Genomic DNA, 23,962 nt, shown 5'->3' with positions numbered 1-23,962 from the left:
CCCATGGCTATTCCCCGTCTTGCCTCCTATCCCTTGCCCCAGCCCGACGGCTTTCCCGCCAACAAGGTGGACTGGACGCCCGTGGCCGATCGCGCCGTGCTGCTGATCCACGACATGCAGCGCTATTTCGTCGAGTTCTATGGCGACAACAGCCCGCTGATCGATCAGGTGGTGGCCAACATCGCCGCCCTGCGCGCCTGGGCCGATGCCCAGGGCGTGCCGGTGGTCTATACCGCCCAGCCCACCGACCAGCCGCCGGCCGATCGCGCCCTGCTCAACGACATGTGGGGCCCGGGCCTGACCCAGGCCGATCCCGCGCTGCAGCAGGTGGTGGACGCGCTGGCGCCCAAGGCTGACGACGTGGTGCTGACCAAGTGGCGCTACAGCGCCTTCCACCGTTCCAACCTGCAGGACCTGATGACCGAATGGCGGCGCGATCAGCTGATCGTCTGCGGCGTCTATGCCCATATCGGCTGCCTGACCACCTGCACCGATGCCTTCATGAGAGATATCCAGGCCTTCCTGATCGGCGACGCCGTGGCCGACTTCAGCGAAGAAGAGCACCGCATGGCGCTGCGCTACGTGGCCACCCGTTGCGGCAGCACCCTGAGCACCGCCCAGATCACCGGCGCGGGTGCGGCTGTGCTCGATGAAGTCTGGCTGCGCGCCCAGGTCCAGCCGCTGCTGGACGCCGATGATGAAGCACCGGCGCTGGACGATAACCTCACCGATTTCGGCCTGGACTCGGTGCAGGTCATGACCCTGGTGGGCGAGTGGCAGAAGCGCGGTCTGCCGGTGACCTTCGCCGATCTCGCCGCCCAGCCGACCCTGCAGGGCTGGCTGGACCTGCTGCGCGCGCGCGCCTGAGGAATCTGCTGATGACGCAACTGGATTTCACCGGCAAGCGCGTCTGGGTGACCGGCGCAGGGCAGGGCATCGGGCTGCAGGTAGCGCGGCGCTTCCAGGCGGCGGGCGCCGAGGTGATCGGCCTCGACCGGCAATTCGCCGAGGGCAGCTATCCGTTCCGCACCCAGCTGCTGGACGTCGCCGACGCGGCCCAGGTGGAGGACGTCTGCCAGGCGCTGCTGGCGGAAGAGCGCCGCCTGGACGTGCTGGTCAATGGCGCCGGCGTGCTGCGCCTGGGCACCAGCGACAGCCTGAGCCTGGACGACTGGCAGGCGCTGCTGGACGTCAACGTCTCTGGACCCTTCTACCTGTTCCGCCAGCTGGTGCCGCTGTTCAAGGCCCAGGGCCGGGGCGCCATCGTCAACATCGCCTCCAACGCCGCCCATGTGCCGCGCCTGCAGATGGCCGGCTACTGCACCTCCAAGGCGGCGCTGGTGTCCCTGAGCCACTGCGTGGCCCTGGAGCTGGCCGGGTCGGGCGTGCGCTGCAACGTGGTCTCGCCGGGCTCCACGGCGACCCCCATGCTGGCCGGCATGCTCGGCTCGCCCGAGGGTTATCAACGCCTGGTGGACGGCCTACCGGAAGACTTCAAGCTGGGCATCCCGCTGCGCAAGATCGCCCAGCCCGACGAGATCGCCAACACCGTGCTGTTCCTCGCCTCGGACCTAGCCAGCCATATCACCATGCAGGACATCGTGGTGGACGGCGGCGCGACCCTGGCGGCGTGAGAGGTTTTCGTCGGTTGGGTTGAGCGCCAGCGAAGCCCAACACGGCGGGTTCGACTCCGCCTGTTGGGCTTCGACGATGGGGCTGTCTCAACCCAACCTACGGCTTGCCTCGCGACCGATCCCGGGCTTGCCGGGGCAGAAGAAGCTGAACGCCTGCTCGGATAGCCCCCTCTCCCCTCGGGAGAGGGTTGGGGTGAGGGCGCCCCTCGCTAGGGAGCCCAGTGGAAAAGGCTGCGCCGTTTTCCACGCTACGTGGCCGAGCGGTGCCGTAGGTTGGGTTGAGCGCCAGCGAAGCCCAACGCGATGGGTTCGCCCCCGCCTGTTGGGCTTCGACGATGGGGCTGTCTAAACCCAACCTACGGCTTGCCTCGCGACCGATCCGAGCTTGCCGGGGCGGAAAATCCTGAACGCCTGCTCGGATAGCCCCCTCTCCCCTCGGGAGAGGGTTGGGGTGAGGGCTCTCCTCGCTAGGGAGTCATGCGGAAAAGGCTGCGCCGTTTTCCACGCTACGGACTCAAAGATACGACGGTGAACCGGGGCTCGACCGCTGGCGGCGGGAGAGTAGTCAGGTTGGTCTGAGTGATAGCGAAGCCCAGGGTATTGTCATGAAACGCATCGCGGCCATGGGCCGCTCCTACAGTCTGTGCTCAACCTGTAGGAGCGGCCGCATCGGCGGACCGCCATGGCCGCGATTGAAGTCGCCGGGGGCTTTTCAACCAACTCCCCGGCATAAACGCTCTTTAACCCGCCACCAGCACCCGGATCGCTTCCAGGCGCAGCGAGGCCTTGTCCAGGTAGGTCAGGCCTTCTTCGCGCTGCTGGCGCAGGCGGTCGATCTCGTCCTGGCGGACGCTGGAATTGACCGCGCGTAGGGCTTCCAGGCGGGCGATCTCTTCGTCCATCCCCGACAGGTAGTCCTGGCGGGCCTTGGCCACGCGCTCCTCGTGACGGGGCAGGGCCTTGCCTTCGCCGCCGCCGATCAGCTTGGCCAGGGAGTCGCGCTGGGCCTGGACGAACTTGTTGGCACTGGTGCGCGGCACGCTTTCCAGCTGATCGTTGAGGGTCTCGAAGGCCACCCGGGCGGCCAGGTCGTTGCCGTTGGCGTCCAGCAGGCAGCGGATCGCCAGGGGCGGCAGGTAGCGACCCAGTTGCAGGGCACGTGGCGCCACCGCCTCGCTAATGTAGATCAGCTCCAGCAGCACGGTGCCCGGCTTGAGCGCCTTGTTCTTGATCAGCGCCACGGCGGTGTTGCCCATGGAGCCCGACAGCACCAGGTCCATGCCGCCCTGGGCCATGGGATGCTCCCAGGTCAGGAATTGCATGTCTTCGCGGACCAGGGCCACGTTGCGGTCGTAGGTGATGGTCACGCCTTCGTCGTCGCCCAGGGGGAAGCCTGCGTCGAGCATCTTCTCGCTGGGCTTGAGGATCAGGGCGTTGTCGGAATGATCTTCGCTGTCGATGCCGAAGGCGTTGAACAGCTCTTCCATGTACATCGGCAGGGCGAATTGGTCGTCCTGCTCGAGGATGTCCTCGACCAGTTGCTCGCCGGCACCGGCGCCGGAGGAGTTGAGTTCCAGCAGGCGGTCACGGCCATTGTGCAGCTCGGCTTCCAGGGCAGCGCGCGCCTGGGCGCCCTGTTCCAGCAAGGCCTGCCAGGTGGCGTCGTCGCCACCGGCCAGCTGCTCGTCGAGCTCGCTGGCGAAGCGCGCCTGCAGGGCGCTGCCGGTCGGCGAGGTGGCCAGGAAGGCGTTCAGCGCCTGGTGGTACCACTGGAACTGACGCTCCTGGCGGCTGCCTTCGAGGTAGGGCACGTGCAACTGGATGGTGTGGCGCTGGCCGATCCGGTCGAGACGGCCGATGCGCTGCTCCAGCAGGTCCGGGTGGGCCGGCAGGTCGAACAGCACCAGGTGGTGGGCGAACTGGAAGTTGCGGCCTTCACTGCCGATCTCGGAGCAGATCAGCACCTGGGCGCCGAATTCCTCGTCGGCGAAGTAGGCGGCGGCGCGGTCGCGCTCGAGGATGCTCATGCCCTCGTGGAACACCGTGGCCGGGATGCCGGACTTCAGGCGCAGGGCGTCTTCCAGGTCCAGGGCGGTTTCCATGCGCGCGCAGATGACCAGCACCTTGTGCGGCTTGAGCGCCTTGAGGGTGTCGATCAGCCACTCGACGCGGCCGTCGTGGCGCCACCAGCGGTCGTTGTCGTCTTCCGGGGCGAATTCGGTTTCCGGCTGCAGCGACTGGCCGGGCATGACGCCCTCGTCCAGGTAGGCATCCGGGAAGGGCAGGGCGTGGGCGTGCAGCTCGCGCTCGGGGAAACCCTTGACCGCGGCGCGGGTGTTGCGGAACAGCACGCGGCCGGTGCCGTGGCGATCCAGCAGCTCGCGCACCAGGCGCGCGCGGGCCTCGGCATCGCCGGCGGCGGCAGCGTTCAGCAGGGTCTCGCCTTCCTGGCCGAGGAAACCGCCGATGGCGTCCTGGGCGGCCGGGCTGAGGGCGCCGGCGTCGAGCAGTTCCTGCACGGCTTCGGCCACCGGGCGATAGTGCTGGGACTCCTGCTGGAAGGCGGCGAAGTCGTGGAAGCGGCTGGGATCGAGCAGGCGCAGGCGGGCGAAGTGGCTGTCCTGGCCCAGTTGCTCGGGGGTCGCGGTCAGCAGCAGCACGCCGGGGATGACCTCGCCCAGTTGCTCGACCAGGCTGTATTCGCGGCTGGCGCCCTCGGGGTGCCAGACCAGGTGGTGGGCTTCATCGACCACCAGCAGGTCCCAGCCGGCGGCGAAGGCGGCATCCTGGGCCTTTTCGTCGCGCACCAGCCAGTCCAGGGAGACCAGGGCGAGCTGGGCGTCCTCGAAGGGGTTGCCCTCTTCGCTGGCCATGAAGCGCTCGGCGTCGAACAGCGCCACTTCCAGGTTGAAGCGGCGGCGCATCTCCACCAGCCACTGGTGCTGGAGATTTTCCGGGACCAGGATCAGCACGCGGCTGGCGCGACCGCTGAGCAGCTGGCGATGGATCACCAGGCCGGCTTCGATGGTCTTGCCCAGGCCCACTTCGTCGGCCAGCAGGACGCGCGGCGCGACCCGGTCGGCCACGCTGCGGGCGATGTGCAGCTGGTGCGGGATCGGCTGGGCGCGGGTACCGCCAAGGCCCCAGAGGCTGGACTGCAGGAGGCGGTTGCGGTGCTCGTGGGTGTGATAGCGCAGACCGAACCAGGGCAGGGGATCGATCTGCCCGGCGAACAGGCGGTCGCTGGCCAGGCGGAACTGGATGAAGTTCGACAGCTGGGCCTCGGGCACGCTGCGTGCCTCGCGCTCGGCGGTGAAGCCGTGGTACGTCAGCAGGCCGTCCTCTTCGGAGACCTCGCGCACGGTGAGCTTCCAGCCCTCGAAATGGGTCACCTCGTCGCCCGGGGCGAAGCGCACCCGGGTCAGCGGGGCGTTGCGCTGGGCATACTGGCGCGTCTCACCGGTGGCTGGATAGAGCACCGTGAGCAGGCGGCCGTCCAGGGCCAGGATGGTTCCCAGGCCCAGTTCGGCCTCACTGTCACTGATCCAGCGTTGTCCCGGTTGATGTGACGCCATGTGGAAGCTTCTCCCCAGCTATCAAAAAGCCGGCTATTTTAGCGAAAGCGGAGTCAGAAGCCTAACGCGCTCTTTGCCGCAGTCCGCGAATTCGAGGTCCCCGTCATGATCCCCATCGTTCCGCCCCTGGGCGTGACCCCACCCAACCAGCTGGATTCGGCGCCCGTGCGCCCCGTGGTCGCGCCGGTGACGGCACCTGCCGAAACGGCGCACGCCCCGCTGGAGGACGAAGCGACCCTGGATCGCGAGGCGCGCCGCCGCCGCCGGCAGCGCGAAGCCCTGCGCCAGGGCCTCGGCGCCGAACGTGCCCAGGCCCTGGAAGAGCCGGAGCAGGTGGGCGCCCAGGTGGATCTGCGGGTCTAGCCATGCTCGAGCGCCTGGAGCTGGACGACGCCGAGCTGGCCTTCCACCCGCACTGGCTATCCCCGGAACGAGCCGATGCCTGGCTGCAGCAGCTGGACGCCGAAACCCCCTGGAGCCAGCCGCAGGTGCGGGTGTTTGGCCGCTGGCACCCGGTGCCGCGACAGGTCGCCTGGTATGCCGACCCCGGGGTGGTCTACGGCTACGCCGGCCTGGATCACGCCGCCTTGCCCTGGACGCCGCTGTTGCAACTCATCCGTGAAGCCGTCGAGGCGGCCTGCGGCCAGGCCTTCAATGGCGTGCTGCTCAACCGTTACCGCGACGGCCAGGATTCCATGGGCTGGCACAGCGACGACGAGGCCAGTCTCGGCACCAATCCGCTGATCGCCTCGCTCAACCTGGGCGCCGCCCGGCGCTTCGACTTCCGCCGCAAAGGCACCAGCCGAATCGGCCATTCCCTGGAACTGGGTCACGGCAGCCTGCTGGTCATGGCCGGCGCGACCCAGCATCATTGGCAGCACCAGATCGCCAAGACCCGCAAAGCCAGCGGGTTGCGGCTGAATCTCACCTTTCGCCGGATAGCGACATGAGCGACGACAGCAATCTCATCGACTTCACCACCGAGCGCGGCAAGCGCATCCACGACCTCAAGGAGCGTCGGCTGCAGGAGGTGCGCTCGGCCTTCGAGCAGGCGCTGCCGCTGACCGCCGCCAAGAAGAAAAAGCGCAAGCCGAAGAAGAAATAGCGGGCACTACCGTTCGTCGGGATTCGCCCTTGAAATTTTGTGGGGGATTCCTATCTAGGTTCATGCGGGATGCCGAAGTCGGGTCCCGCAGGCAACACCGAAACTTGCTGAACCTATCAGGAGATTCACCATGAGCAACGTACTGTCCCTGGCCCCGCTGTTCCGTCATTCCGTCGGCTTCGACCGGTTCAACGACCTGTTCGAATCCGCTCTGCGCAACGACGCTGGCAGCTCCTATCCGCCCTACAACGTCGAGAAGCACGGTGACGACCAGTATCGCATCGTGATCGCCGCCGCCGGCCTCCAGGAAGATGACCTGGAGATCGAAGTCGAGCGTGGCGTGCTCACCGTCAAGGGTGGCCGGCGCGAAAACAGCGCCGAGAGCGTGACCTTCCTGCATCAGGGCATCGCCCAGCGCGCCTTCAAGCTGTCCTTCCGTCTCGCCGACCATATCGAGGTGAAGGGTGCCGATCTCAAGCACGGCCTGCTGAGCATCGAACTGGTGCGCGTGATCCCGGAAGAAGCCAAGCCCAAGCGCATCGCCATCGCCGGCCAGCGCCCGGCTCTGGACAACTGATCGTCCAGGCGTCCTGCCCAAAAGCCCCAGCCCCGTGCTGGGGCTTTTTCGTTTGCGGCCCCGGCGCTAGCGGCCCTGACCGAAGAGCTCCAGCAGCACCCCGCGCAACCAGCGGTTGCCGGCGTCCTGGTGATAGCGCGCGTGCCAGTGCTGCCTGACCGCGAAGCCTTCGATCGGTACCGGGCATTCGTGGACCCTGAGGCCATAGGTCTCCGCCAGGGTGGTGCCGATATGCCGCGGCAGGGTGACGATGAGGTCCGAGGTGCCGACCACCGCGCCGACGCCCAGAAAGCCCGGTAGCTCCAGCACGATGCGGCGCTGCACCCCGGCGCTGACCAGGCCCGCTTCCAGCAGCTTCTGCCCGGTGCCGGCACTGACCAGCACGTGGCCCTCCTCGGCATAGGCCGTGGCCGTCAGCTGCTCGCCGAGGCGCGGATGGCGGGCGCTGACCAGGCAGACCCAATCCTGGGGAAACAGCAATTGCTGATAGAGGCTGCCGCCCAGCCAGGGAATGAAGCCGATCGCCAGATCCGCCTCGCCGATCTCCAGGGCCTGCTCGGTGTTGCCGTCGATCCGCGCGATCTCCAGCCGCACCCCGGGCGCCACCTTGCGCAACTGCGCCAGGATCCGCGGCAGCAGGGTGATGTGGCTGGCATCGCTCAGGCAGAGGCGAAACAGCCGCTGGGCGGTGGCGGGCTCGAAGGCGACTTCCCAGGCCACCAGCCGGCGCAGGGACTCGAGCACCTCACGACAGGGGGTGATCAGGGCCTCGGCCTGGGGCGTGGGCTTCATGCCGCCAGGCGTGCGCACGAACAGCGGATCGCGCAGCTGCTGGCGCAACTTGCCCAGCCAGAGGCTGATGGTGGGCTGGCTCTGACCCAGCTGTTCGGCGGCCCGGGTCACGCTGCCGGTGCGATAGAGCACCTCGAACAGCATCAGCAGCTTGGGTTCGGGCAGGCCGTCCGTCGGCAGCATTATCAGCATTCCTGATGGGCGAATTGGACTCTTTGTATAGCTCAATAGCAGACGCGGGCCTAGGGTAGGGCGAAAACAAGGAGCCCGATCCATGAAAATCTGCATCCTCGGGGCCGGCGCCCTGGGCAGCACCTTTGGCGCCTGGCTGAGCGAGGCGGGGCACGAAGCCTGGCTGCTCAATCGGCCCAATGCCCATATCGCGGCGGTCGCCCGTGACGGCCTGGACATCGAGACCGCCAATGGCCGTCGCCGGGTCCATGTACGGGCGGCGATGAGCGCCGAGACGGTCGGGGTGGTCGACCTGGTGGTGGTGCTGGTCAAGTCCTTCGCCACGGCCGAGGCCATGCGCCAGGCGCTGGCGCTGGTCGGTCCCGAGACCCTGGTGCTGTCGCTGCAGAACGGCCTCGGCCACGAAGAGCTGCTGGCCGAGATCGTCGGCCCGGAGCGGGTGATCGCCGGCAAGACCTATGTCGGCGGGGTGCTGCTCGGCCCGGGGCGGATCCGCAGCGGGGTGGCCGGCAAGCAGACCCTCATCGGCGAACTCGACGGCCAGCTCACCCCGCGGGTGCAAGCGGTCGCCGAGTCCTTTGCCGGCGCGGGCCTCGCCACCACGGTCAGCGCCAACATCCGCGGCACCCTGTGGGACAAGCTGCAGGTCAACGTCGCCACCGGGGCCCTCACCGGCATCACCCAGCTCACCTACGGCCAGCTCTATAGCGAGCCGCTCTTGCGCGACACCGCCTTGCAGGCGGTCGCCGAGGCCATCGCGGTGGCCCGCGCCGCCGGGGTCGAGCTGGGGCTGCAGGAACCGGATGCCGCCTGGCAACTGGCCCGCGAAGGGCTGGCGCCGTCGTTCAAGACCTCCATGCTGCAGAGCCTGCAGAGGGGCTCCATCACCGAAATCGACTTCATCAACGGCGCGGTGGTGCGGCTCGGCCAGCAGTACCGCGTACCGACCCCGGTCAACGCCACGCTGGTCGCCTGCATCAAGGGCATCGAGCGCGCCCTGGCCGATCGACAAAAAGAGGACGCCACATCATGAGCATTCCCAAGGCCTACCTGGAACACGTGGCCATCTGGGTGAAAGACATCCACTGGCATATCCGCTTCTTCCACGAGGTGTTCGGCATGACCCTGCGCGAGGTGCAGGGCACGGTCGAGCAGCCCACCCAGTACTGGACCCTGGGCGGTATGCAATTCATGAGCAAGCCGGATTTCGCCGGCCCCGAGGGGCGCCTGGGCCACCTGGGGCTGATGTGCGAGGACCTCGACGCCGCCCTGGCCGCCGCCCGGCGTTTCGAGGGTGTGGAGCAACTGCCCCAGGGCTACAACTGGCTGCGGCTGCCCGATGGCCTGGCGCTGGAATTCATCCAGGCCGTGCCGGCCCGCGCCGTGCACGACGCCCTGGCCGTCAACGCCCGTCAAACCGAGTGACAGCGACCATGACCGTACAAGAAAAATATTTCGAGGACGCCCGCGAAGGCGACGAGGCGATCACCCCGAGCTACCTGGTCACCAAGGAACGCATCCTGGCCTATGCCGACCTGACCGGTGACCACACCCCGGTCCACGTCGACGAGGCCTATGCCAATGCCAGCCACTTCGGCGGCCTGGTCGCCCATGGCCTGATGGGGCTGTCCATCGCCGACGGTCTCAAGACCCAGTGCGACTATCGCTTCCTGCCGGGGATGTCGCTGGGCTGGACCTGGGACTTCCTCCTGCCGATCCGCGTCGGCGACGAATTGCACGTGAAAATGCGCGTCGGGTCCATGCGTCCGAGCAAGAGCAAGCCGGGCTGGGGCATCGTGGTGCTGCCGTCCGAGCTGATCAACCAGAAGGGCGAGGTGGTCCAGCGCGGCGAGCACCGCCTGATGGTGCCGCGGCGGGAGGGCGCCCTATGAGTCAGCCACTGCCGCTGCAAGGCCTGAGGGTCATCGACTACAGCCACTTCCTTGCCGGCCCCTACGTGGGGCGCTGCCTGGCGGCGCTGGGCGCCGAGGTCATCAAGGTGGAACGTCCCGGCAGCGGCGATGCCGGGCGCCAGCACGCCTTCGTCCTCGACGACCAGCAGAGCGGCTACTTCCTGCAACTCAACATGGGCAAGCAGGGCGTCAGCGTCAACATGAAGGACCCGCGCGGCAAGGCCTTCATGCAGCAGCTCTGCGACAGTGCCGACGTCTTCATCGAGAACTACCGGCCCGGCGCCCTGGACAGGCTCGGCCTGGGTTATCAGGAGTTGTCCGCGCGCAATCCGCGACTGGTGTACTGCTCGATTTCCGCCTACGGCCACACCGGGCCCGACGCCCATCGCGCCGGCTTCGGCCTGATCGCCGAGGCCAAGAGCGGCATCATGCAGATGGTCGGCACGCCGGGCGAGGCTCCACCATTGCTGCGCATCTCCCTGGGCGACATGTACACCGGCGCCCACGCGGTGGCCGCCATCAACGCGGCGCTGCTCGGCCGGGTCACCAGCGGCCGCGGCCAGCACATCGACATGGCGCTGTATGACACCCTGGTGTCCATGCACGAGTACGCCGTGCAGTGCTACACCCTGTCCGGCGGCGAGATCCTGCCGCAGCAGACCGGTCACGACATGCCCACCTCGACCCTCTATGGTGTCTTCCGCGCCCAGGACGGCGACCTGGTGATCGCCGCCCAGGTGGACGACTCCTGGAAGCGCTTCGCCGCCCTGGTCGAACAGGACGCGGGCCAGCCGGGTTTCGGCAGCGACCTGCGCTTCCACACCTCCACCGGCCGCAATGCCCATCGCGAAGTTATCCTGCCCATCGTCAAGGCCTGGGTGGCGGCCAATCCGGTCGCCCGGCTGCTGGCGCTGCTCGACGAGATCGACGTGCCCTGCGCCAAGGTGCAGCGCATCGACGAGGTGATCGAGGATCCGCAGATCAAGGCCCGCGGCATGATCCAGGAGCAGCAGCACCCACGCTTCGGCACCCTGCGCATGCCCAATCTGCCATTCCGCTTTTCCGACTGCGACACCACCATCCAGCAGGTGGCGCCGGATCTCGGTGAGCACAACGCCGCCGTGGCCCGGAGCCTGGGCTACAGCGCGGACGAGATCGCCCAGCTGCAGACCGACGGCGTGCTCTTCACCCAGGAGATGCCGGCATGACCGACCACTACGCGGTGATCGGCCGCCCGATCAATCACACCAAGTCCCCCCTCATCCATGGGCTGTTCGCCGCGACCAGCGGCCAGGACCTGGAGTACGGTGCCATCGAAGGCTCGCTGGAGGATTTTGCCGGTGACGTGGCGCGCTTTCGCGCCCAGGGCGGGCGGGGCATGAATGTCACGGCGCCCTTCAAGCTGCAGGCCTTCCAGCTGGCCACCGAGCCCAGCGAAAGGGCGCGCCTGGCCAAGGCGGCCAATGCGCTGAAGTTCGAGGGGGAGCGGGTGCTGGCGGAGAACTTCGACGGCATCGGCCTGCTGCGCGACATCGAGGTCAACCTCGGCCAGCCGCTGGCCGGCAAGAGTGTGCTGCTGCTGGGCGCCGGTGGCGCGGTACGGGGGGCGCTGTTGCCCTTCCTCGCGGCCGGGCCGGCGGCGCTGGTGATGGTCAATCGCGATAGGCAGAAGGCCGCCGGGCTCGCCCAAGAGATCGGGCATCCGCTGCTGAGCGTAAGCAGCTACGAGGCCCTGCAAGGGCAGAGATTCGACCTGGTGATCAACGCCACCTCGGCCAGCCTGGTCGGTGAGCTGCCACCGGTCCCGGCCGACGTCTTTGCCCAGGCGGCGCTGGCCTACGAACTGGCCTATGGCAAGGGGCTGACGCCCTTCCTGCGCCTGGCTAAGGAACAGGGCGTGGCGCAACTGGCCGACGGCGTGGGCATGCTGGTGGAGCAGGCGGCCGAAGCCTTCGCCTGGTGGCGCGGTGTGCGCCCCGAGACCCGGCCGGTCATCGACCGGCTGACCCTTCCCCTGACATGAGCGATCCCATGAAGATCCTGATGCTGCACGGTATCAACCACAACATGTTCGGCAAGCGCGATCCGGTGCAGTACGGCACCGTGACCCTGGCCGAGATCGACGCCAGGCTGGCGGCCCTCGGTGCGGAATTGGGGGTGGAAATAGAGTCCTTCCAGAGCAACCACGAAGGGGCGATGGTGGAGCGCATCCACCAGGGCTACGAGGAGGGCGTCGACGGGGTGCTGATCAACGCCGGCGCCTGGACCCACTACAGCTACGGCATCCGCGACGCCCTGGCGATCCTTACCGTCCCGGTGGTGGAATTGCACATGTCCAACATCCATGCGCGGGAGAGCTTTCGCCATCACTCGGTGTTCGCCGAGATCGTGCTGGGGCAGATCGCCGGCTTCGGCGTGGACAGCTACCTGCTGGCACTGCGCGCGGCGGTGAGCGCGGCCCAGGCGCGTAGGGCCTGAGCCGCCGACCCCCACCCCGAGGAAAAGGGAGCGCTCCCACAGATCCCGCGTAGGGTGGAAAACCGCGCAGCGTTTTCCTCGCACCAAGGTGTTGGCTGAGGCCCTGTGGGGTTGTGGCAGCTCCATCGCCGCAGCCCAACAGTAGGATAAGGAGCCGTGTGCAGGCTATCGCGGCCATGGGCCGCTCCTACACTGTAGGAGAGGCCCATGGCCGCGATAAAGCAGGGTAGGGAGGCACCGCTTCTCTCGGCATGAGACTCAAGCTGATGCTCGCTATAGCCGAGGCAGGTATCGGGCGCCAATTGCAACTGGTTGAGAAGTCCCGCGTTGGCGCGGATGGAGGCGGGGAGTCGCAACGGATTCAAGGGCACTCGTCGTCCTTTTTGCGCGATATCGCCTCACCCGTATGCGGCCCCAGTTCCCGCTTGGGACAGTCCTGCCACTGCTTGTCCCCCAGACCGGCGGTGTATTCCGGATGCAGCGGATAGTGCAGGCGGTTGTCCGCCCGGCTGGTGTCGCCCACTACCAGCAACTCCACCGGCTCGTCGGTCTCGTTGATGAAGGTGTGGGCGACGCCATCCCCCGCCTTGAAACCCACCCCGTCGCCCGGCTTGAGGCGCTGGAGGTGACCGTCGATCCAGGCGGTGGGGTGGCCCGAGATCACATAGATGAATTCGTCTTCGGTGGCCTCGGCATGGGGCCGCGAGGTGCGGCGACCGGGTGGCAGCCATTCGTGGTGGATGCCCAGGCGGGCGAAGCCGAAGTGGCGGCCGAAGGCGGCACCCAGGGAAAAGCGCTCGTCACTGTCGGCATAGCCGGGGCCGTCGGGCGCCTGGAGCTGGGACCAGTGGACGATCTTTTCGAAATCTTTCCGGGATTGCATGGGGTGCTGCGCCTCGCGGGAAAATAGCTCAAGCTTAGCCGGTTAGGCGGACGCTGCCGCCTCAGGTCCCTTTCGGTGCAGGAACGCAATGCCCAGACTGTCCAGACAACTCCTCGCACTGCTGACCCTGGCGCTGCTCGGTGGCTGTTCACCCGATACGCCGATCAACAGCCCCTACCGCGCCGGAGCCGAAGGTCAGAATACCCTCTATACCGCCTTCACCACCCGCTCGCCGAAGTACCTCGATCCGGCCAGTTCCTATTCCGGCGACGAGACCAACTTCACCTACAACATCTATGAACCCCTCTACGGCTACCACTACTTCAAGCGGCCCTACGAGCTGATCCCCCGCGGCGCCGAGCGGGTGGTCACGCCTTACTACCTGGATGCCCAAGGCCGGCGCCTGCCGGACGACGCACCGGCCGCGCAGATCGCCGAGAGCGTCTACGACATCCCCATCCGCCGCGACGCCCGTTATGCGCCCCATCCGGCCTTCGCCCGCGATGCCCAGGGCCATTACCGCTACTTCCCGATCCAGCCCGCCGACCTGGCCGATCGCTACCAGATCCCCGACTTTCCCGAGACCGGCAGCCGCGCCCTGACCGCCGCCGACTACGCCTACGGCCTGCGTCGCCTGGCCAGTCCGCGGCTGGTCTCGCCCAGCTACGCCATCTTCGCCGAGCATCTGGTCGGCATGCAGGCCTTCGGGGACGGCCTGCGCGCCGCCGACAAGTCCCTGCGCGCCGGCCTGCCCAGGGGCGCGCCGCTGCCCTGGCTGGACCTGCGCCAGGGCGAGCTGCCCGGGGTCGAGGTGCTGGACGACCACACCCTGCGGCTGCGGGTGATCGGCAAGTACCCCCAGTTCAACTACTGGCTGGCCATGACCTTCGCCGCGCCGGTGCCCTGGGAGGCGGATCGCTTCTACAGCCAGCCGGGGATGGCCGAGCACAACCTCGGCTTCAACAACTGGCCGGTGGGCACCGGACCCTATCGCCTGGCCGAGTCCATCCCCAATCGCCGCCATGTGCTGGAGCGCAATCCCAACTACCACGCCGATCCCTATCCCTGCGAAAGGGAGCCCGGGGATCGCGAACAGGGCCGGCTGGACGACTGCGGCAAGCCCATGCCGCTGATCGACCGCGCGGTGTTCAGCCTGGAAAAGGAAGGGGTGCCGCTGATGGGCAAGTTCATCCAGGGCTACTACGACACCCCCCAGGTCGAGCGCGGCGAATATGGCGTGGCGCTGCGCACCAAGGCCGGTGATTCGGCCGATTCCGCCGAGCTCTACCGCGAGCGTGGCCTCAAGTTGCCCACCGCGGTGGAGGCGTCCAACTGGTACCTGGGTTTCAACTGGCTGGATCCGGTGGTGGGGCAGGGCGTAACGCCCGAGCAGCAGGTGCGCAATCGCAAGCTGCGCCAGGCACTGTCGATCGCCTTCGACTGGGAGAGCTACATCACCGTCTTTCTAAACGGCAACGGCCTGGTCGCCAATGGCCCGCTGCCGCCGGGCGTGCTGGGCTATGAAGCGCCGCCGGCCGGCAGCAACCCGGTGGTCTATCGAATGGTGGATGGCAAGCCCGAGCGGCGACCCATCGAAGAGGCCCGACAGTTGCTGGCCGAAGCCGGCTATCCCGATGGCCGCGACGCCAGCAGCGGGCGGCCGCTGATCCTGCAATACGACGCCCAGACCAGCGGCGACAGCGCCATGTTCGACTGGATGCGCCAGCAGACCGCCAAGCTGGGCATCCAGCTGGAACTGCGCGGCTCGGACTACAACAGATTCCAGGACAAGATGCGCAAGGGCGCGGCGCAGATCTTCTTCTGGGGCTGGAACGCCGACTATCCCGATGCCGAGAACTTCCTGTTCCTCTTCTACGGTCCCCAGGGCAAGGCCAAGCACGGTGGCGAGAATGCCGGCAACTACAGCAATGCCGAATACGACCGGCTGTTCGAGCAGATGAAGAGTCTCGATGACGGACCGGAAAAGGTCGCCCTGATCCGGCGCATGGTCGCCCTCGTGCAGCAGGACGCGCCCTGGCTGTTCGGCTGGAATCCCCTGTCGGCCGGGGCCTATCAGCAGTGGGTCTACAACGCCAAGCCGACCCAGATGGTGCGCGATCAGCTGCGCTATCTGCGCCTGGACCCGGCGCTGCGCGAGCGCAAGGTGCTGGAATGGAACCGGCCGGTGCTCTGGCCGCTGTGGCTGCTGCTGGGGCTGGGGCTGCTGCTGATCTGGCCGGCCTGGCGCAGCCTCCGGCGGCGTGAGCGCCAGACCGCCTTTGGCGACGGCCACGGGGAGGGGCGGCCATGATCGGCTATCTGCTGCGACGCCTGGCCTATGGCGTGCTCATCCTGATCGGCGTGAATCTGCTGACCTTTCTGCTGTTCTTTACCGTCAACACCCCGGACGACATGGCGCGCCTGGCCATCGGCGGCAAGTACGTCACCGCCGAAGCCATCGAGGACTGGAAGGCGGAGCACGGCTACGACAAGCCGCTGCTCATTAATACCACCCGTGAAGGAATGGAGCAGCTGACCGATACGCTCTTCTTCGAACGGTCGGCCAGTCTGCTGGTGTTCGACTTCGGCACCTCCGACAGCGGCCGCGACATCGGCCGGGAGATCGCCGAGCGCGCCGGCCCGAGTCTGGCGCTGGCGCTGCCGACCTTCGTGCTCGGCCTAGCGGCCAGCGTCGGCTTCGCCCTGCTGCTGGTGTTCTTTAGCGCCAGCCGGCTGGACTTCTGGGGCGTGGTGCTCTGCGTGGTGCTGCTGTCGATCTCCTCGCTGTTCTACATCATCGCCGGCCAGTGGCTGTTCGCGAAGACCCTGCGCCTGGTGCCCTTCTCGGGCTATGAAGAGGGCTGGAATCTGTTGCGCTTCCTGGCCCTGCCGGTGCTGGTGGCGGTGATATCCGGTCTCGGCAGCCAGGCACGCTTCTATCGCGCGCTGTTTCTCGAAGAGATCGGCAAGGACTATGTGCGCACCGCCCGCGCCAAGGGCCTGGCCGAGCGCCAGGTGCTCCTGCGCCATGTGCTGCGCAATGCGGCGCTGCCAATCCTCACCGGGGTGGTCTCAGCCATTCCGCTGTTGATCATGGGCAGCCTGATCGCCGAATCCTTCTTTGGCATTCCTGGCCTGGGCAGCTACACCATCGACGCCATCAACGGCCAGGACTTCGCCGTGGTCCGCACCATGGTGTTCCTGGGTTCGGTGCTCTACATCGTCGGCCTGATCCTGGCGGACCTGTCCTACACCCTCGCCGATCCGCGCGTTCGCTTCAGGTAGCCGCCATGCCGAAATTCGTCTTGCTCTGGACCGACCTCTCCCTCTATCTGCTGGTGGCCGGTAGCCTGATCTACGCCTGGCGCGCGCGTCGCCAGCCGGCCCTGCGCGCCAGTTGGCGTCGGGTATTGCAGGATGCCCCGGCGATGAGCGCGGCCGTGGTGCTGGCTAGCTTCGTCGCCATCGCCCTGCTGGATTCACTGCACTACCGGCCCCAGTTGCCCGGCACGCCTGGCGCCACGGCGCCGATCTACTCGCCCACGGTGCTCTCGGCCCTCGATGGCCTGCTGGCCGAGACCAGCCTGACCCAGCGCGAGAAGACCTATTCGGCGCCGCTCGCCACCCACCAGTTCACCAAGGAAACCCTGGGCACCAGCGCCGAGGGCGCGCCGCTGCGGGACTTCCCCCGCCTCAAGCATGCCGGCACCACGTTGCGCGATCCCGCTACCGAGTGGCGGGGCGATGTCCTCAAGCGGTTGACGTTGGGCCTGCTCGGCGGTCTGGCGCTGGCCCTGGCGACTGCCGCCCTGGCCGCGGCGCGGCTGCGCGAGCCGGCGAGCTTCGCTAGCCGCTGCGGACTCATCCTGCGTGGGCAGACCGCCACGCCCTGGCGCGCCATCCTGCTGACCTGGCTGGGCGTCTGCCTGGTGGCCGGCAGCGTGATCGCCCTGGCCAGCGGTTACCACGTGCTGGGCACCGACGGCACCGGCAACGACGTCCTCTACCAGTCGCTCAAGAGCATCCGCACCGCCTTCGTCATCGGCAGCCTGACCACCCTGGCCATGCTGCCTCCGGCCATCGTCTTCGGCCTGGCCGCCGGTTACTTCAAGGGCCGGGTGGACGACGTCATCACCTACCTCTACACCACCCTGACCTCCATTCCCGGGGTACTGCTGGTGGCGGCCTGCGTGCTGATGATGCAGGTGTTCATCGACCGCCATCCGGAGCTGTTCGACACCGGCGCGGCGCGCGCCGACCTGCGTCTCTTCATGCTCTGCCTGATCCTCGGCCTCACCGGCTGGGCCGGCCTCTGCCGCCTGCTGCGCGCCGAGGCGCTCAAGCTGCGCGAGCTGGAATACGTGCAGGCGGCGCGGGCCTTCGGCGTTTCCCACTTCACCATCCTGCGCCGGCACCTGCTGCCCAACGTCTTCTACCTGGTGCTCATCACCCTGACCCTGGAATTTTCCAGCCTGGTGCTCTACGAGGCGGTGCTCTCCTACCTGGGCATCGGTGTCGATCCGACCATGAATTCCTTCGGCTCCATGATCAACGACGCCCGCACCGAGATGTCCCGCAGCCCCATGATCTGGTGGAACCTGTTCAGCGCCTTCGCCTTCATGCTGGCCCTGGTGCTGGCGGCCAACCTGTTCGCCGACGCCGTGCGCGACGCCTTCGATCCGCGCAGTCGCCGGCTGAGATCCGCCTGGCTCAGGCGCCTTCCCGGCCAGGGCGAGGTGCAGCCATGACCCCGGTGCTGGAGATCCGCGACCTGGAGATCCTGGTCGACGGCGAGGAGGGCACGCGCCAGGCGGTGCGCGGCCTGAGCCTGGCCATCGCCCGCGGCGAGACCTTTGCCCTGGTCGGGGAATCGGGCAGCGGCAAGAGCGTCACCGCGCTCTCGCTGTTGCGCCTGCTGCCGCCTTCGCTGGGTATCGCCCGGGGCGCGGCGCTGCTGACCGGCACCGACCTGCATCGACTGCCGGAAGGCCGCCTGCGCGAATTGCGCGGCGGGCGCGTCGGCACCATCTTCCAGGAGCCCGCCACCAGCCTGAATCCGGTCATGCGCATCGGCGAGCAGATCGAGGAAACCCTGCGCGCCCATACCGCGCTGCGCGGCGCCGCCGCCCGCGCCCGGGTGGTGGAATGGCTGCGGCGGGTGGGCATTTCCGAGCCGGAGCGACGGATCGACGACTACCCCTTCCAGTTCTCCGGTGGCCAGAAACAGCGCATCATGATCGCCCTGGCGCTGGCCGCCGAGCCGGATCTGCTGATCGCCGACGAGCCCACCACGGCGCTGGACGTCACCGTCCAGGCGCAGATCCTCGCGCTGCTGGCCGACATCCAGCGCGAACTGGGCATGGCCATCCTGCTGATCACCCACGACCTGGCGGTGGTGCGCCAGGTGGCCCATCACGTGGCCCTGATGCGCCACGGCGAGATCGTCGAGAGCGCGCCGGCGGCGGAATTCTTCCAGGCGCCCCGGCATCCCTATGCCCGCGAGTTGTTCGCCGCCATTCCCACCTTCGCCAAGCGCGGCCAGACCCTGGCAGGAGTACCCCGCACCTTGCCCGCGCGAATGCCGGGCGAGTGCTTGCTGGAGGTGCGCGACCTGGCCGTGCACTATCCGCTCCGCCGCGGGGCCTGGGGTCGGACGCGGGACTGGGTCAGGGCGGTGGACGGGGTGAGCTTCGATCTGCACGCCGGCGAGACCCTGGCCTTGCTGGGCGAATCCGGGTGCGGCAAGACCACCACCGGCAAGGCCCTGCTGCGGCTGCTCGACGGACCGCGCATCGGCGGCAGTGCCCGCCTGGGCGGCGCGGAGCTGCTCACTGCCGATGGACGCACCCTGCAACGGCTGCGCCGGCAGATCCAGATCGTCTTCCAGGATCCCTTCGCCTCCCTGGATCCGCGCATGCGCATCGCTGCCACCCTGGAGCAGGGGCTGCTGGCCCTGCGCCCGGAACTGGACGCCGCCGAGCGCCAGAGACGGGCCGCCGCCCTGGTGGAGCGGGTCGGGCTGCCGGGTGACACCCTGCAGCGCTTTCCCCACGAATTCTCCGGCGGCCAGCGGCAGCGCATCGCCATCGCCCGGGCGCTGATCGTCGAGCCGCGGGTGCTGGTATGCGACGAACCCACCTCGGCGCTGGACGTCTCGGTGCAGGCGCAGATCCTCGATCTCCTGCGCGAACTTCAGGCGGAGCGCGGCCTGGCCTATCTGTTCATCACCCACAACTTTGGCGTGGTCGAGTACCTGGCCGATCGCATCGCGGTCATGGACGGCGGTCGCATCGTCGAACAGGGCAGCGCCGAACGGGTGCTGCGCGCGCCCGCTCACGCCATGACCCAGCGCCTGCTGGCCGCCGTGCCGCGCCTGGAATTCGGGACCTCGCCATGAATTTTCCACCGCGCATCGCCCTGGCCGACTTCGAGCTGGTGTGGCCGCAACCGCGCCTGGCCGCGGCCTTCGCCGACGCCCTGAACTGGAGCTATGCCGAGCACCGCCGCTTCCTTGGCTGGGCGCGCGAACAGACCAGCGTCGCCCAGGCCCGCGACAGCCTGCTCGCGGCTCGCGGCGCCTTTACCCTGGCCCAGGGCGAGAAACGCTACTTCCTGGTGCGCGGTGACGAACTGCTCGGCTGCCTTGGGCTCACGCCACTGGACGGCGGGCGGCGCTTCGAGATCGGCTACTGGCTGCACAGCCTGCATACCGGGCAGGGCCTGATGACCGCCGCACTGCGCTACTTCGTCGAGCAGCGGGGTACGGCCGGGTTCTTTCTCACCACCTCGGCCGCCAACGACGCCAGCCAGCGCCTTGCCGAACGGGTCGGTTTCCGGCGCGTCCGGGTGCTGGAAAACGATCGGGAAGGTCCGGACGGACAGCGCTGCGCCACCTGGGTCTATGAATTGCCGCCGCAGGTGCGGCCATGACCGCCCTGAGCGTTCCGCTGCAGTATCCACCGCGCTTCGCCGTGACCGAGGCGGTGGAACTGATCGACCTGACCCTGGCCGATCCCGCCGCGGTGGCCGACTACTACCGACGCAATCGCCAGCACCTGGCGCTGTCGATGCCGCGGCGCTCCGACGCCTTCTATACCCTGGCGCAATGGCAGGGGCAGGCGGCCGCCTACCGCGCCGGAGGACCGGGTCTGAGCGAGTTGCGCCTGGTGCTGCGAGCGGGCCCGCTGGTCATAGGCACGGTGAATTTCAGCCAGATAGTTCGAGGGGGTTTCCAGGCCTGCTACCTGGGCTACGGCCTGGATGCGGCCTGGCAGGGGCGGGGGCTGATGCGCCAGGCCGTACGCCTGGGGCGGGACTTCGTCATCGCCGAGCTGGGCCTGAATCGGATCATGGCCAACCATCTGCCGGAGAACGTCCGCAGCGCCCATCTGCTGACCCAGCTCGGCTTCGAGCGCGAGGGCCTGGCACGGCGCTATCTGGAGATCGACGGGGTCTGGCGGGATCACGTGCTGACCAGCTATGTGCGTTCCGCCCCCTGAATGAAAACCGGCGGCCCCTGGCCGCCGGACTTCCCTCAGACCCGCGCTGCGGTAACGGCAGCCGAGCCCCAGGTGGTGCGCCAGCGGCGCTTGACGCTGAGCAGGCCGAACCAGGCGAGCACGCCGAGGGCGGCGAACAGCCAGAGGCCCAGTTGATAGTCGCCGGTAGCCTGCTTGACCGCGCCCAGGCCGGCGGTGAGGGCGAAGCCGCCGATGCCGCCCGCCATGCCGATCAGCCCGGTCATGACGCCGATTTCCTTGCGGAAGCGCTGGGGCACCAGCTGGAACACCGCGCCGTTGCCGGCGCCCAGGCTGAGCATGGCCACCACGAACAGCGCCAGGGCCGCCATGGCGCTGGGCAGGTGGAAGCCCACGGCGGCGATGCAGATGGCCGCCACGGTATACATGCCGAGCAGCGCGCGGATCCCGCCGATGCGGTCGGCCAGGGCACCGCCCAGGGGCCGCATCAGGCTGCCGCCGAAGACGCAGGCGGCGGTGTAGTAGCCGGCCACCACCGGCTCCAGGCTGTACTGGTCATGGAAGTAGCCGGGCAGGGTGCTGGCAAGGCCGAGGAAGCCGCCAAAGGTCACGCTGTAGAAGAACATGAACCACCAGCTGTCCTTGTCGTTCAGCGCACGACCGTAGTCCACCAGCTTCTTGGGCGCCGGCCGTTCCGGGGCGTTGCGGGCGCAGAGCACGAAGACCACCAGGGTCAGGATCAACGGGATCAGCGCGAAGCCGAATACGTTGGTCCAGCCAAAGGCCTTGGCCAGCGCCGGGGCGAAGAGGGCGGCGAACACCGTGCCGGAGTTGCCGGCGCCGGCGATGCCCAGGGCCTTGCCCTGGTGCTGCGGCGGATACCACTGGGAGGCCAGCGGCAGGGCGACGGCGAAGGAAGCACCGGCGAAGCCGAGGAACAGGCCCAGCACCAGGGTCTGCTCATAACTGTGCACACCGTGCTGCCAGGCCACCAGCAGCGCCAGGATCACCACCACCTGGCCGATGATGCCGGCGGTCTTGGGTGACAGCCGATCGGCGACGAAGCCCAGGATCAGACGCAGGACGGCACCGGCGAGAATGGGCGTGGCCACCATCATGCTGCGCTGCTGGGTGGTCAGCTGCAGGTCGGTGGCGATCTGCACGGCCATGGGACCGAGCACGTACCAGACCATGAAGCTCAGGTCGAAGTAGAGGAAGGCGGCGAACAGGGTCGGCGCATGGCCGGCTTTCCAGAAACTGGGACTCATGGAGGCACCTCGGGCACGTCACGGGCATGAAAAAGGCGCCAGTCACCCTTGCCCGTTGCCGGGAGGTGAACTGACGCCTTTGTCGGTTGGGTGACCGCCGTTGGCCACCCCTGCCGAGGTCTTTGCAAGAGCGAAGCCAAGTTGAGTGAGCCCAGTGTTAGCTGGGGATCGCGATATTGGTAGCGTCTGAATCGGTCAAGGCGCTGCACAAGAATTGAGCGCCGTCACGGCGGGTTGCCCCTTGTTGGCGCTTACGAAGTAGTGCGGGCCGGGTTCGGATCGCGGCCATGGGCCGCTCCTACAGGTACGGTAGCGGCCCATGGCCGCGATAGGCTGCAAGAAAAGGCCGTGACGATCACTCGCCACGGCCTTTTCTATTGGGATGACGCTATTGCTTCGCGTACTTGGTCTGCAGCGCCTTGGCTTCCTGGAGGTGGTGCTCCAGCTTCGGCAGGGTCTTCTCGGCGAAGGCCTTGAGCGCGGCGTCATCGCCGGTCTTGGCTTCGTTGCGGAAGATCTCGATGGTCTGCTCGTGGGCCACGACCTGGTTGTTGGCATAGGAGCGGTCGAAGGAGTCGTCACGCACCTGCAGGATCATGGCCTTGGCCTTGTCCATCAGCTCGGCGTCGGTGGAGACTTTCAGCTTCTTCTCCTGGGCCAGGCTCTTGAGCTGCTCGTTGGCCTTGGTGTGGTCGTCGATCATGCTCTGGGCGAAGGTCTTGATGTCCTGGGACTTGCTCTTGTCCAGGGCCAGTTTGGCCGCTTCGATCTCGGCGATGCCCTTGGCCGAGGCGTCGTCGACGAATTCGGCCGGAGACAGCTTGTCGGCGGCCTGGGCCAGGCCGGCACCGGCAGCCAGCAGGATGGCGAGGGACAGGCTGGAGGCTTTCTTCAGCATGGGCGTCATGGACGTGCTCCTGATTTTCTTGGGCAGTAAGGGAAGGGGCTCACCGCTGTGCGGTGAACGCGCCTGCAAATGGGACCTGCCCAAAAAGTCATACGTTCCCTGAAGAAAGTGCGCGAAGCCAGATCAGGCGCGGCTTACGCTTGAGCGAAACGCTTCATAGGCGTCGAAATCGAAGCGTGTTGCCGAGACGATCTGGCTCTGTTTCAGGGTCAGGTAGATGTCCTTGCCCTTGTCCGCATAGTGGGTGGTGAAGGTCACCCAGAGTTTGTCCTTGTCCCGGTAGCCGCTCATGATCGGCTTGATGCAGACGTCCTGGTCGGCGCCTTCCGTTTCGCTCGGTTCGCCCAGGGTGGTGATGCGGCCGACGTACACCTTGCGCTCCTCCAGGGTCAGCATCAGCGTCTCCTTGTTGATGGAGGCGGTCATCAGCAGATCGTCCAGCGGACTGTCCTTGAGGATGCCGGCGAGGATGAAGGTGCGGTAATTGTCCTCGCTCAGGCCGTACTTGCGCTTGATGGTCCAGCGCGCCAGCGTGGCCCAGGCCGTGGGAATCAGCAGGGCGGTCACCGTCACCAGCAGGATCCAGGCGGCCTGCAGCGGATCTTCCAGGGTGCCGGTGCGGCGCAGCAGCTCGGCGAGACCGGCGAAGTAGTCGAGGGAAAAAGTCCGCTCACCCCAGGACCAGCTGCGCCCCTGCACGATTTGGGCGACGCCCAGGTGCAGGATCACGGCGAGCAGGGTGCAGAACAGGCCGAAGCGCGCGCTCTGCAGATAGAGGTACTGGCCCTCGTAGCGATGCAGGCGGTAGAAGTACAGCGGATGCTTGTGGCAGACGAGAAAACCGCTGACCAGGATCGGCAGGAGCAGCAGCAGGAACATCAGCGGTTGATGAGCCGCCGGGCGCGGTCCAGGTCTTCCTTGAATTCGGGGGAGTCGAAGATCTCCGCCGGATCGATGCGCAGGGTACCGCGACCGACCACGCGCATGGACTTGTAGGAGTTGTTGATGCTCGCGGCCAGCTTGAGATCGTCCGCGGAGGGCGATTTGAGCAGATTGAACAGGCCTTTCAGCATGGCGATATCCCGGGAGGTCACTAGCGGCTTATAGCTTGGAACGCCCGGACTGACAAGAATTCGCCGCGCCGCCGGTCGAAGGCGCGG

At 67.4% G+C, this 23,962-nt stretch carries 25 protein-coding genes; 18 read left to right on the top strand and 7 right to left on the bottom strand.

The window, feature by feature from the left end; genetic code table 11:
* Window positions 1–3: 3 nt before the first annotated feature.
* A complete protein-coding gene (locus DBY63_RS01700; RefSeq protein ID WP_108581125.1) occupies window positions 4–867 on the top strand; it encodes an isochorismatase family protein in 864 nt (287 codons plus the stop codon).
* 11 nt (window positions 868–878) lie between these two features.
* Window positions 879–1,634, top strand: coding sequence for a 2,3-dihydro-2,3-dihydroxybenzoate dehydrogenase (gene dhbA, locus DBY63_RS01695; protein ID WP_058791613.1), 756 nt, complete (start codon window positions 879–881; stop codon window positions 1,632–1,634).
* 740 nt (window positions 1,635–2,374) lie between these two features.
* Here dhbA and rapA read toward each other — a convergent pair.
* Entirely contained in the window at window positions 2,375–5,209 is a 2,835-nt protein-coding gene (gene rapA, locus DBY63_RS01690) for an RNA polymerase-associated protein RapA (RefSeq protein ID WP_108581124.1), read from the bottom strand.
* A 105-nt stretch (window positions 5,210–5,314) separates the two neighbouring features.
* Here rapA and DBY63_RS01685 point away from each other — a divergent pair, with 105 nt between their 5' ends.
* The 4 genes from DBY63_RS01685 (at window position 5,315) to DBY63_RS01675 (ending at window position 6,891) form a co-directional block, all read left to right on the top strand.
* Complete coding sequence (locus DBY63_RS01685; protein WP_108581123.1) at window positions 5,315–5,572, top strand: hypothetical protein; 258 nt, start codon at window positions 5,315–5,317, stop codon at window positions 5,570–5,572.
* A 2-nt stretch (window positions 5,573–5,574) separates the two neighbouring features.
* A complete protein-coding gene (locus DBY63_RS01680) occupies window positions 5,575–6,159 on the top strand; it encodes an alpha-ketoglutarate-dependent dioxygenase AlkB (RefSeq protein ID WP_042133312.1) in 585 nt (194 codons plus the stop codon).
* Window positions 6,156–6,314 carry a hypothetical protein gene (locus tag DBY63_RS24950; protein ID WP_007160293.1) on the top strand — a complete coding sequence of 53 codons (159 nt, stop codon included), beginning with the start codon at window positions 6,156–6,158 and terminating at the stop codon, window positions 6,312–6,314. Before DBY63_RS01680 ends, DBY63_RS24950 begins: the two co-directional genes overlap by 4 nt.
* Window positions 6,315–6,444: 130 nt before the next feature.
* Window positions 6,445–6,891, top strand: a complete 447-nt coding sequence (locus DBY63_RS01675; RefSeq protein ID WP_007160292.1) for an Hsp20 family protein — start codon at window positions 6,445–6,447, stop codon at window positions 6,889–6,891.
* A 66-nt stretch (window positions 6,892–6,957) separates the two neighbouring features.
* On the opposite strand, the gene DBY63_RS01670 is transcribed toward DBY63_RS01675, so the two are convergent.
* Window positions 6,958–7,866, bottom strand: a complete 909-nt coding sequence (locus tag DBY63_RS01670) for a LysR family transcriptional regulator (protein ID WP_108581122.1) — start codon at window positions 7,864–7,866, stop codon at window positions 6,958–6,960.
* Between the two features lie 91 nt (window positions 7,867–7,957).
* Between DBY63_RS01670 and DBY63_RS01665 the strand changes: the two genes are divergently transcribed.
* The 6 genes from DBY63_RS01665 to aroQ are packed head-to-tail and all read left to right on the top strand — an operon-like array spanning window position 7,958 to window position 12,266.
* Complete coding sequence (locus DBY63_RS01665) at window positions 7,958–8,908, top strand: 2-dehydropantoate 2-reductase (RefSeq protein ID WP_108581121.1); 951 nt, start codon at window positions 7,958–7,960, stop codon at window positions 8,906–8,908.
* Window positions 8,905–9,300, top strand: a complete 396-nt coding sequence (locus DBY63_RS01660; protein ID WP_044340777.1) for a VOC family protein — start codon at window positions 8,905–8,907, stop codon at window positions 9,298–9,300. The genes DBY63_RS01665 and DBY63_RS01660 overlap by 4 nt, the downstream gene beginning before the upstream one ends.
* Window positions 9,301–9,308: 8 nt before the next feature.
* Window positions 9,309–9,767 (top strand): MaoC family dehydratase, encoded by a 459-nt coding sequence (locus DBY63_RS01655; protein ID WP_027601849.1) that lies wholly within the window; start codon window positions 9,309–9,311, stop codon window positions 9,765–9,767.
* Window positions 9,764–10,996, top strand: coding sequence for a CaiB/BaiF CoA-transferase family protein (locus tag DBY63_RS01650; RefSeq protein ID WP_108581120.1), 1,233 nt, complete (start codon window positions 9,764–9,766; stop codon window positions 10,994–10,996). The genes DBY63_RS01655 and DBY63_RS01650 overlap by 4 nt, the downstream gene beginning before the upstream one ends.
* The gene (gene aroE / locus DBY63_RS01645) at window positions 10,993–11,811 is read left to right on the top strand and encodes a shikimate dehydrogenase (protein ID WP_044340775.1); all 819 of its coding nucleotides are present in this window, start codon (window positions 10,993–10,995) and stop codon (window positions 11,809–11,811) included. Before DBY63_RS01650 ends, aroE begins: the two co-directional genes overlap by 4 nt.
* Before the next feature lie 8 nt (window positions 11,812–11,819).
* Window positions 11,820–12,266 (top strand): type II 3-dehydroquinate dehydratase, encoded by a 447-nt coding sequence (aroQ, locus tag DBY63_RS01640; RefSeq protein ID WP_027599901.1) that lies wholly within the window; start codon window positions 11,820–11,822, stop codon window positions 12,264–12,266.
* Between the two features lie 361 nt (window positions 12,267–12,627).
* On the opposite strand, the gene DBY63_RS01635 is transcribed toward aroQ, so the two are convergent.
* Window positions 12,628–13,149 carry a cupin domain-containing protein gene (locus DBY63_RS01635; RefSeq protein WP_108581119.1) on the bottom strand — a complete coding sequence of 174 codons (522 nt, stop codon included), beginning with the start codon at window positions 13,147–13,149 and terminating at the stop codon, window positions 12,628–12,630.
* A gap of 88 nt (window positions 13,150–13,237) precedes the next feature.
* Between DBY63_RS01635 and DBY63_RS01630 the strand changes: the two genes are divergently transcribed.
* From DBY63_RS01630 to DBY63_RS01605, 6 genes are read left to right on the top strand one after another with little or no spacing between them, the layout of a single operon-like run.
* A complete protein-coding gene (locus DBY63_RS01630) occupies window positions 13,238–15,460 on the top strand; it encodes an ABC transporter substrate-binding protein (protein ID WP_108581118.1) in 2,223 nt (740 codons plus the stop codon).
* Window positions 15,457–16,434, top strand: a complete 978-nt coding sequence (locus DBY63_RS01625) for an ABC transporter permease (RefSeq protein ID WP_108581117.1) — start codon at window positions 15,457–15,459, stop codon at window positions 16,432–16,434. The genes DBY63_RS01630 and DBY63_RS01625 overlap by 4 nt, the downstream gene beginning before the upstream one ends.
* 5 nt (window positions 16,435–16,439) lie before the next feature.
* Window positions 16,440–17,897: an ABC transporter permease gene (locus tag DBY63_RS01620; RefSeq protein WP_108581116.1), complete on the top strand. Its 1,458-nt coding sequence runs from the start codon at window positions 16,440–16,442 to the stop codon at window positions 17,895–17,897.
* A complete protein-coding gene (locus DBY63_RS01615) occupies window positions 17,894–19,546 on the top strand; it encodes a dipeptide ABC transporter ATP-binding protein (protein WP_108581115.1) in 1,653 nt (550 codons plus the stop codon). Before DBY63_RS01620 ends, DBY63_RS01615 begins: the two co-directional genes overlap by 4 nt.
* Complete coding sequence (locus DBY63_RS01610; RefSeq protein ID WP_077172466.1) at window positions 19,543–20,079, top strand: GNAT family N-acetyltransferase; 537 nt, start codon at window positions 19,543–19,545, stop codon at window positions 20,077–20,079. The genes DBY63_RS01615 and DBY63_RS01610 overlap by 4 nt, the downstream gene beginning before the upstream one ends.
* Window positions 20,076–20,648 carry a GNAT family N-acetyltransferase gene (locus tag DBY63_RS01605; protein WP_081347956.1) on the top strand — a complete coding sequence of 191 codons (573 nt, stop codon included), beginning with the start codon at window positions 20,076–20,078 and terminating at the stop codon, window positions 20,646–20,648. Before DBY63_RS01610 ends, DBY63_RS01605 begins: the two co-directional genes overlap by 4 nt.
* Before the next feature lie 35 nt (window positions 20,649–20,683).
* Here the strand turns inward: DBY63_RS01605 and DBY63_RS01600 are convergent, their stop codons facing one another.
* The 4 genes from DBY63_RS01600 to DBY63_RS01585 all read right to left on the bottom strand — a co-directional run bounded on the left by DBY63_RS01600 (window position 20,684) and on the right by DBY63_RS01585 (window position 23,875).
* The gene (locus tag DBY63_RS01600; RefSeq protein WP_027599894.1) at window positions 20,684–21,895 is read right to left on the bottom strand and encodes a nitrate/nitrite transporter; all 1,212 of its coding nucleotides are present in this window, start codon (window positions 21,893–21,895) and stop codon (window positions 20,684–20,686) included.
* Between the two features lie 388 nt (window positions 21,896–22,283).
* Window positions 22,284–22,802, bottom strand: a complete 519-nt coding sequence (locus DBY63_RS01595) for a DUF4142 domain-containing protein (RefSeq protein ID WP_108581114.1) — start codon at window positions 22,800–22,802, stop codon at window positions 22,284–22,286.
* Between the two features lie 123 nt (window positions 22,803–22,925).
* Window positions 22,926–23,681, bottom strand: a complete 756-nt coding sequence (locus DBY63_RS01590) for a hypothetical protein (protein WP_027599892.1) — start codon at window positions 23,679–23,681, stop codon at window positions 22,926–22,928.
* A complete protein-coding gene (locus tag DBY63_RS01585) occupies window positions 23,681–23,875 on the bottom strand; it encodes a hypothetical protein (protein WP_007159025.1) in 195 nt (64 codons plus the stop codon). Before DBY63_RS01585 ends, DBY63_RS01590 begins: the two co-directional genes overlap by 1 nt.
* Window positions 23,876–23,962 lie beyond the last annotated feature (87 nt).

Source organism: Pseudomonas sp. RIT411, from assembly GCF_003057735.2.
Lineage (GTDB): Bacteria > Pseudomonadota > Gammaproteobacteria > Pseudomonadales > Pseudomonadaceae > Chryseomonas > Chryseomonas oryzihabitans.
This window is presented reverse-complemented; position numbering and strand designations above follow the sequence as displayed.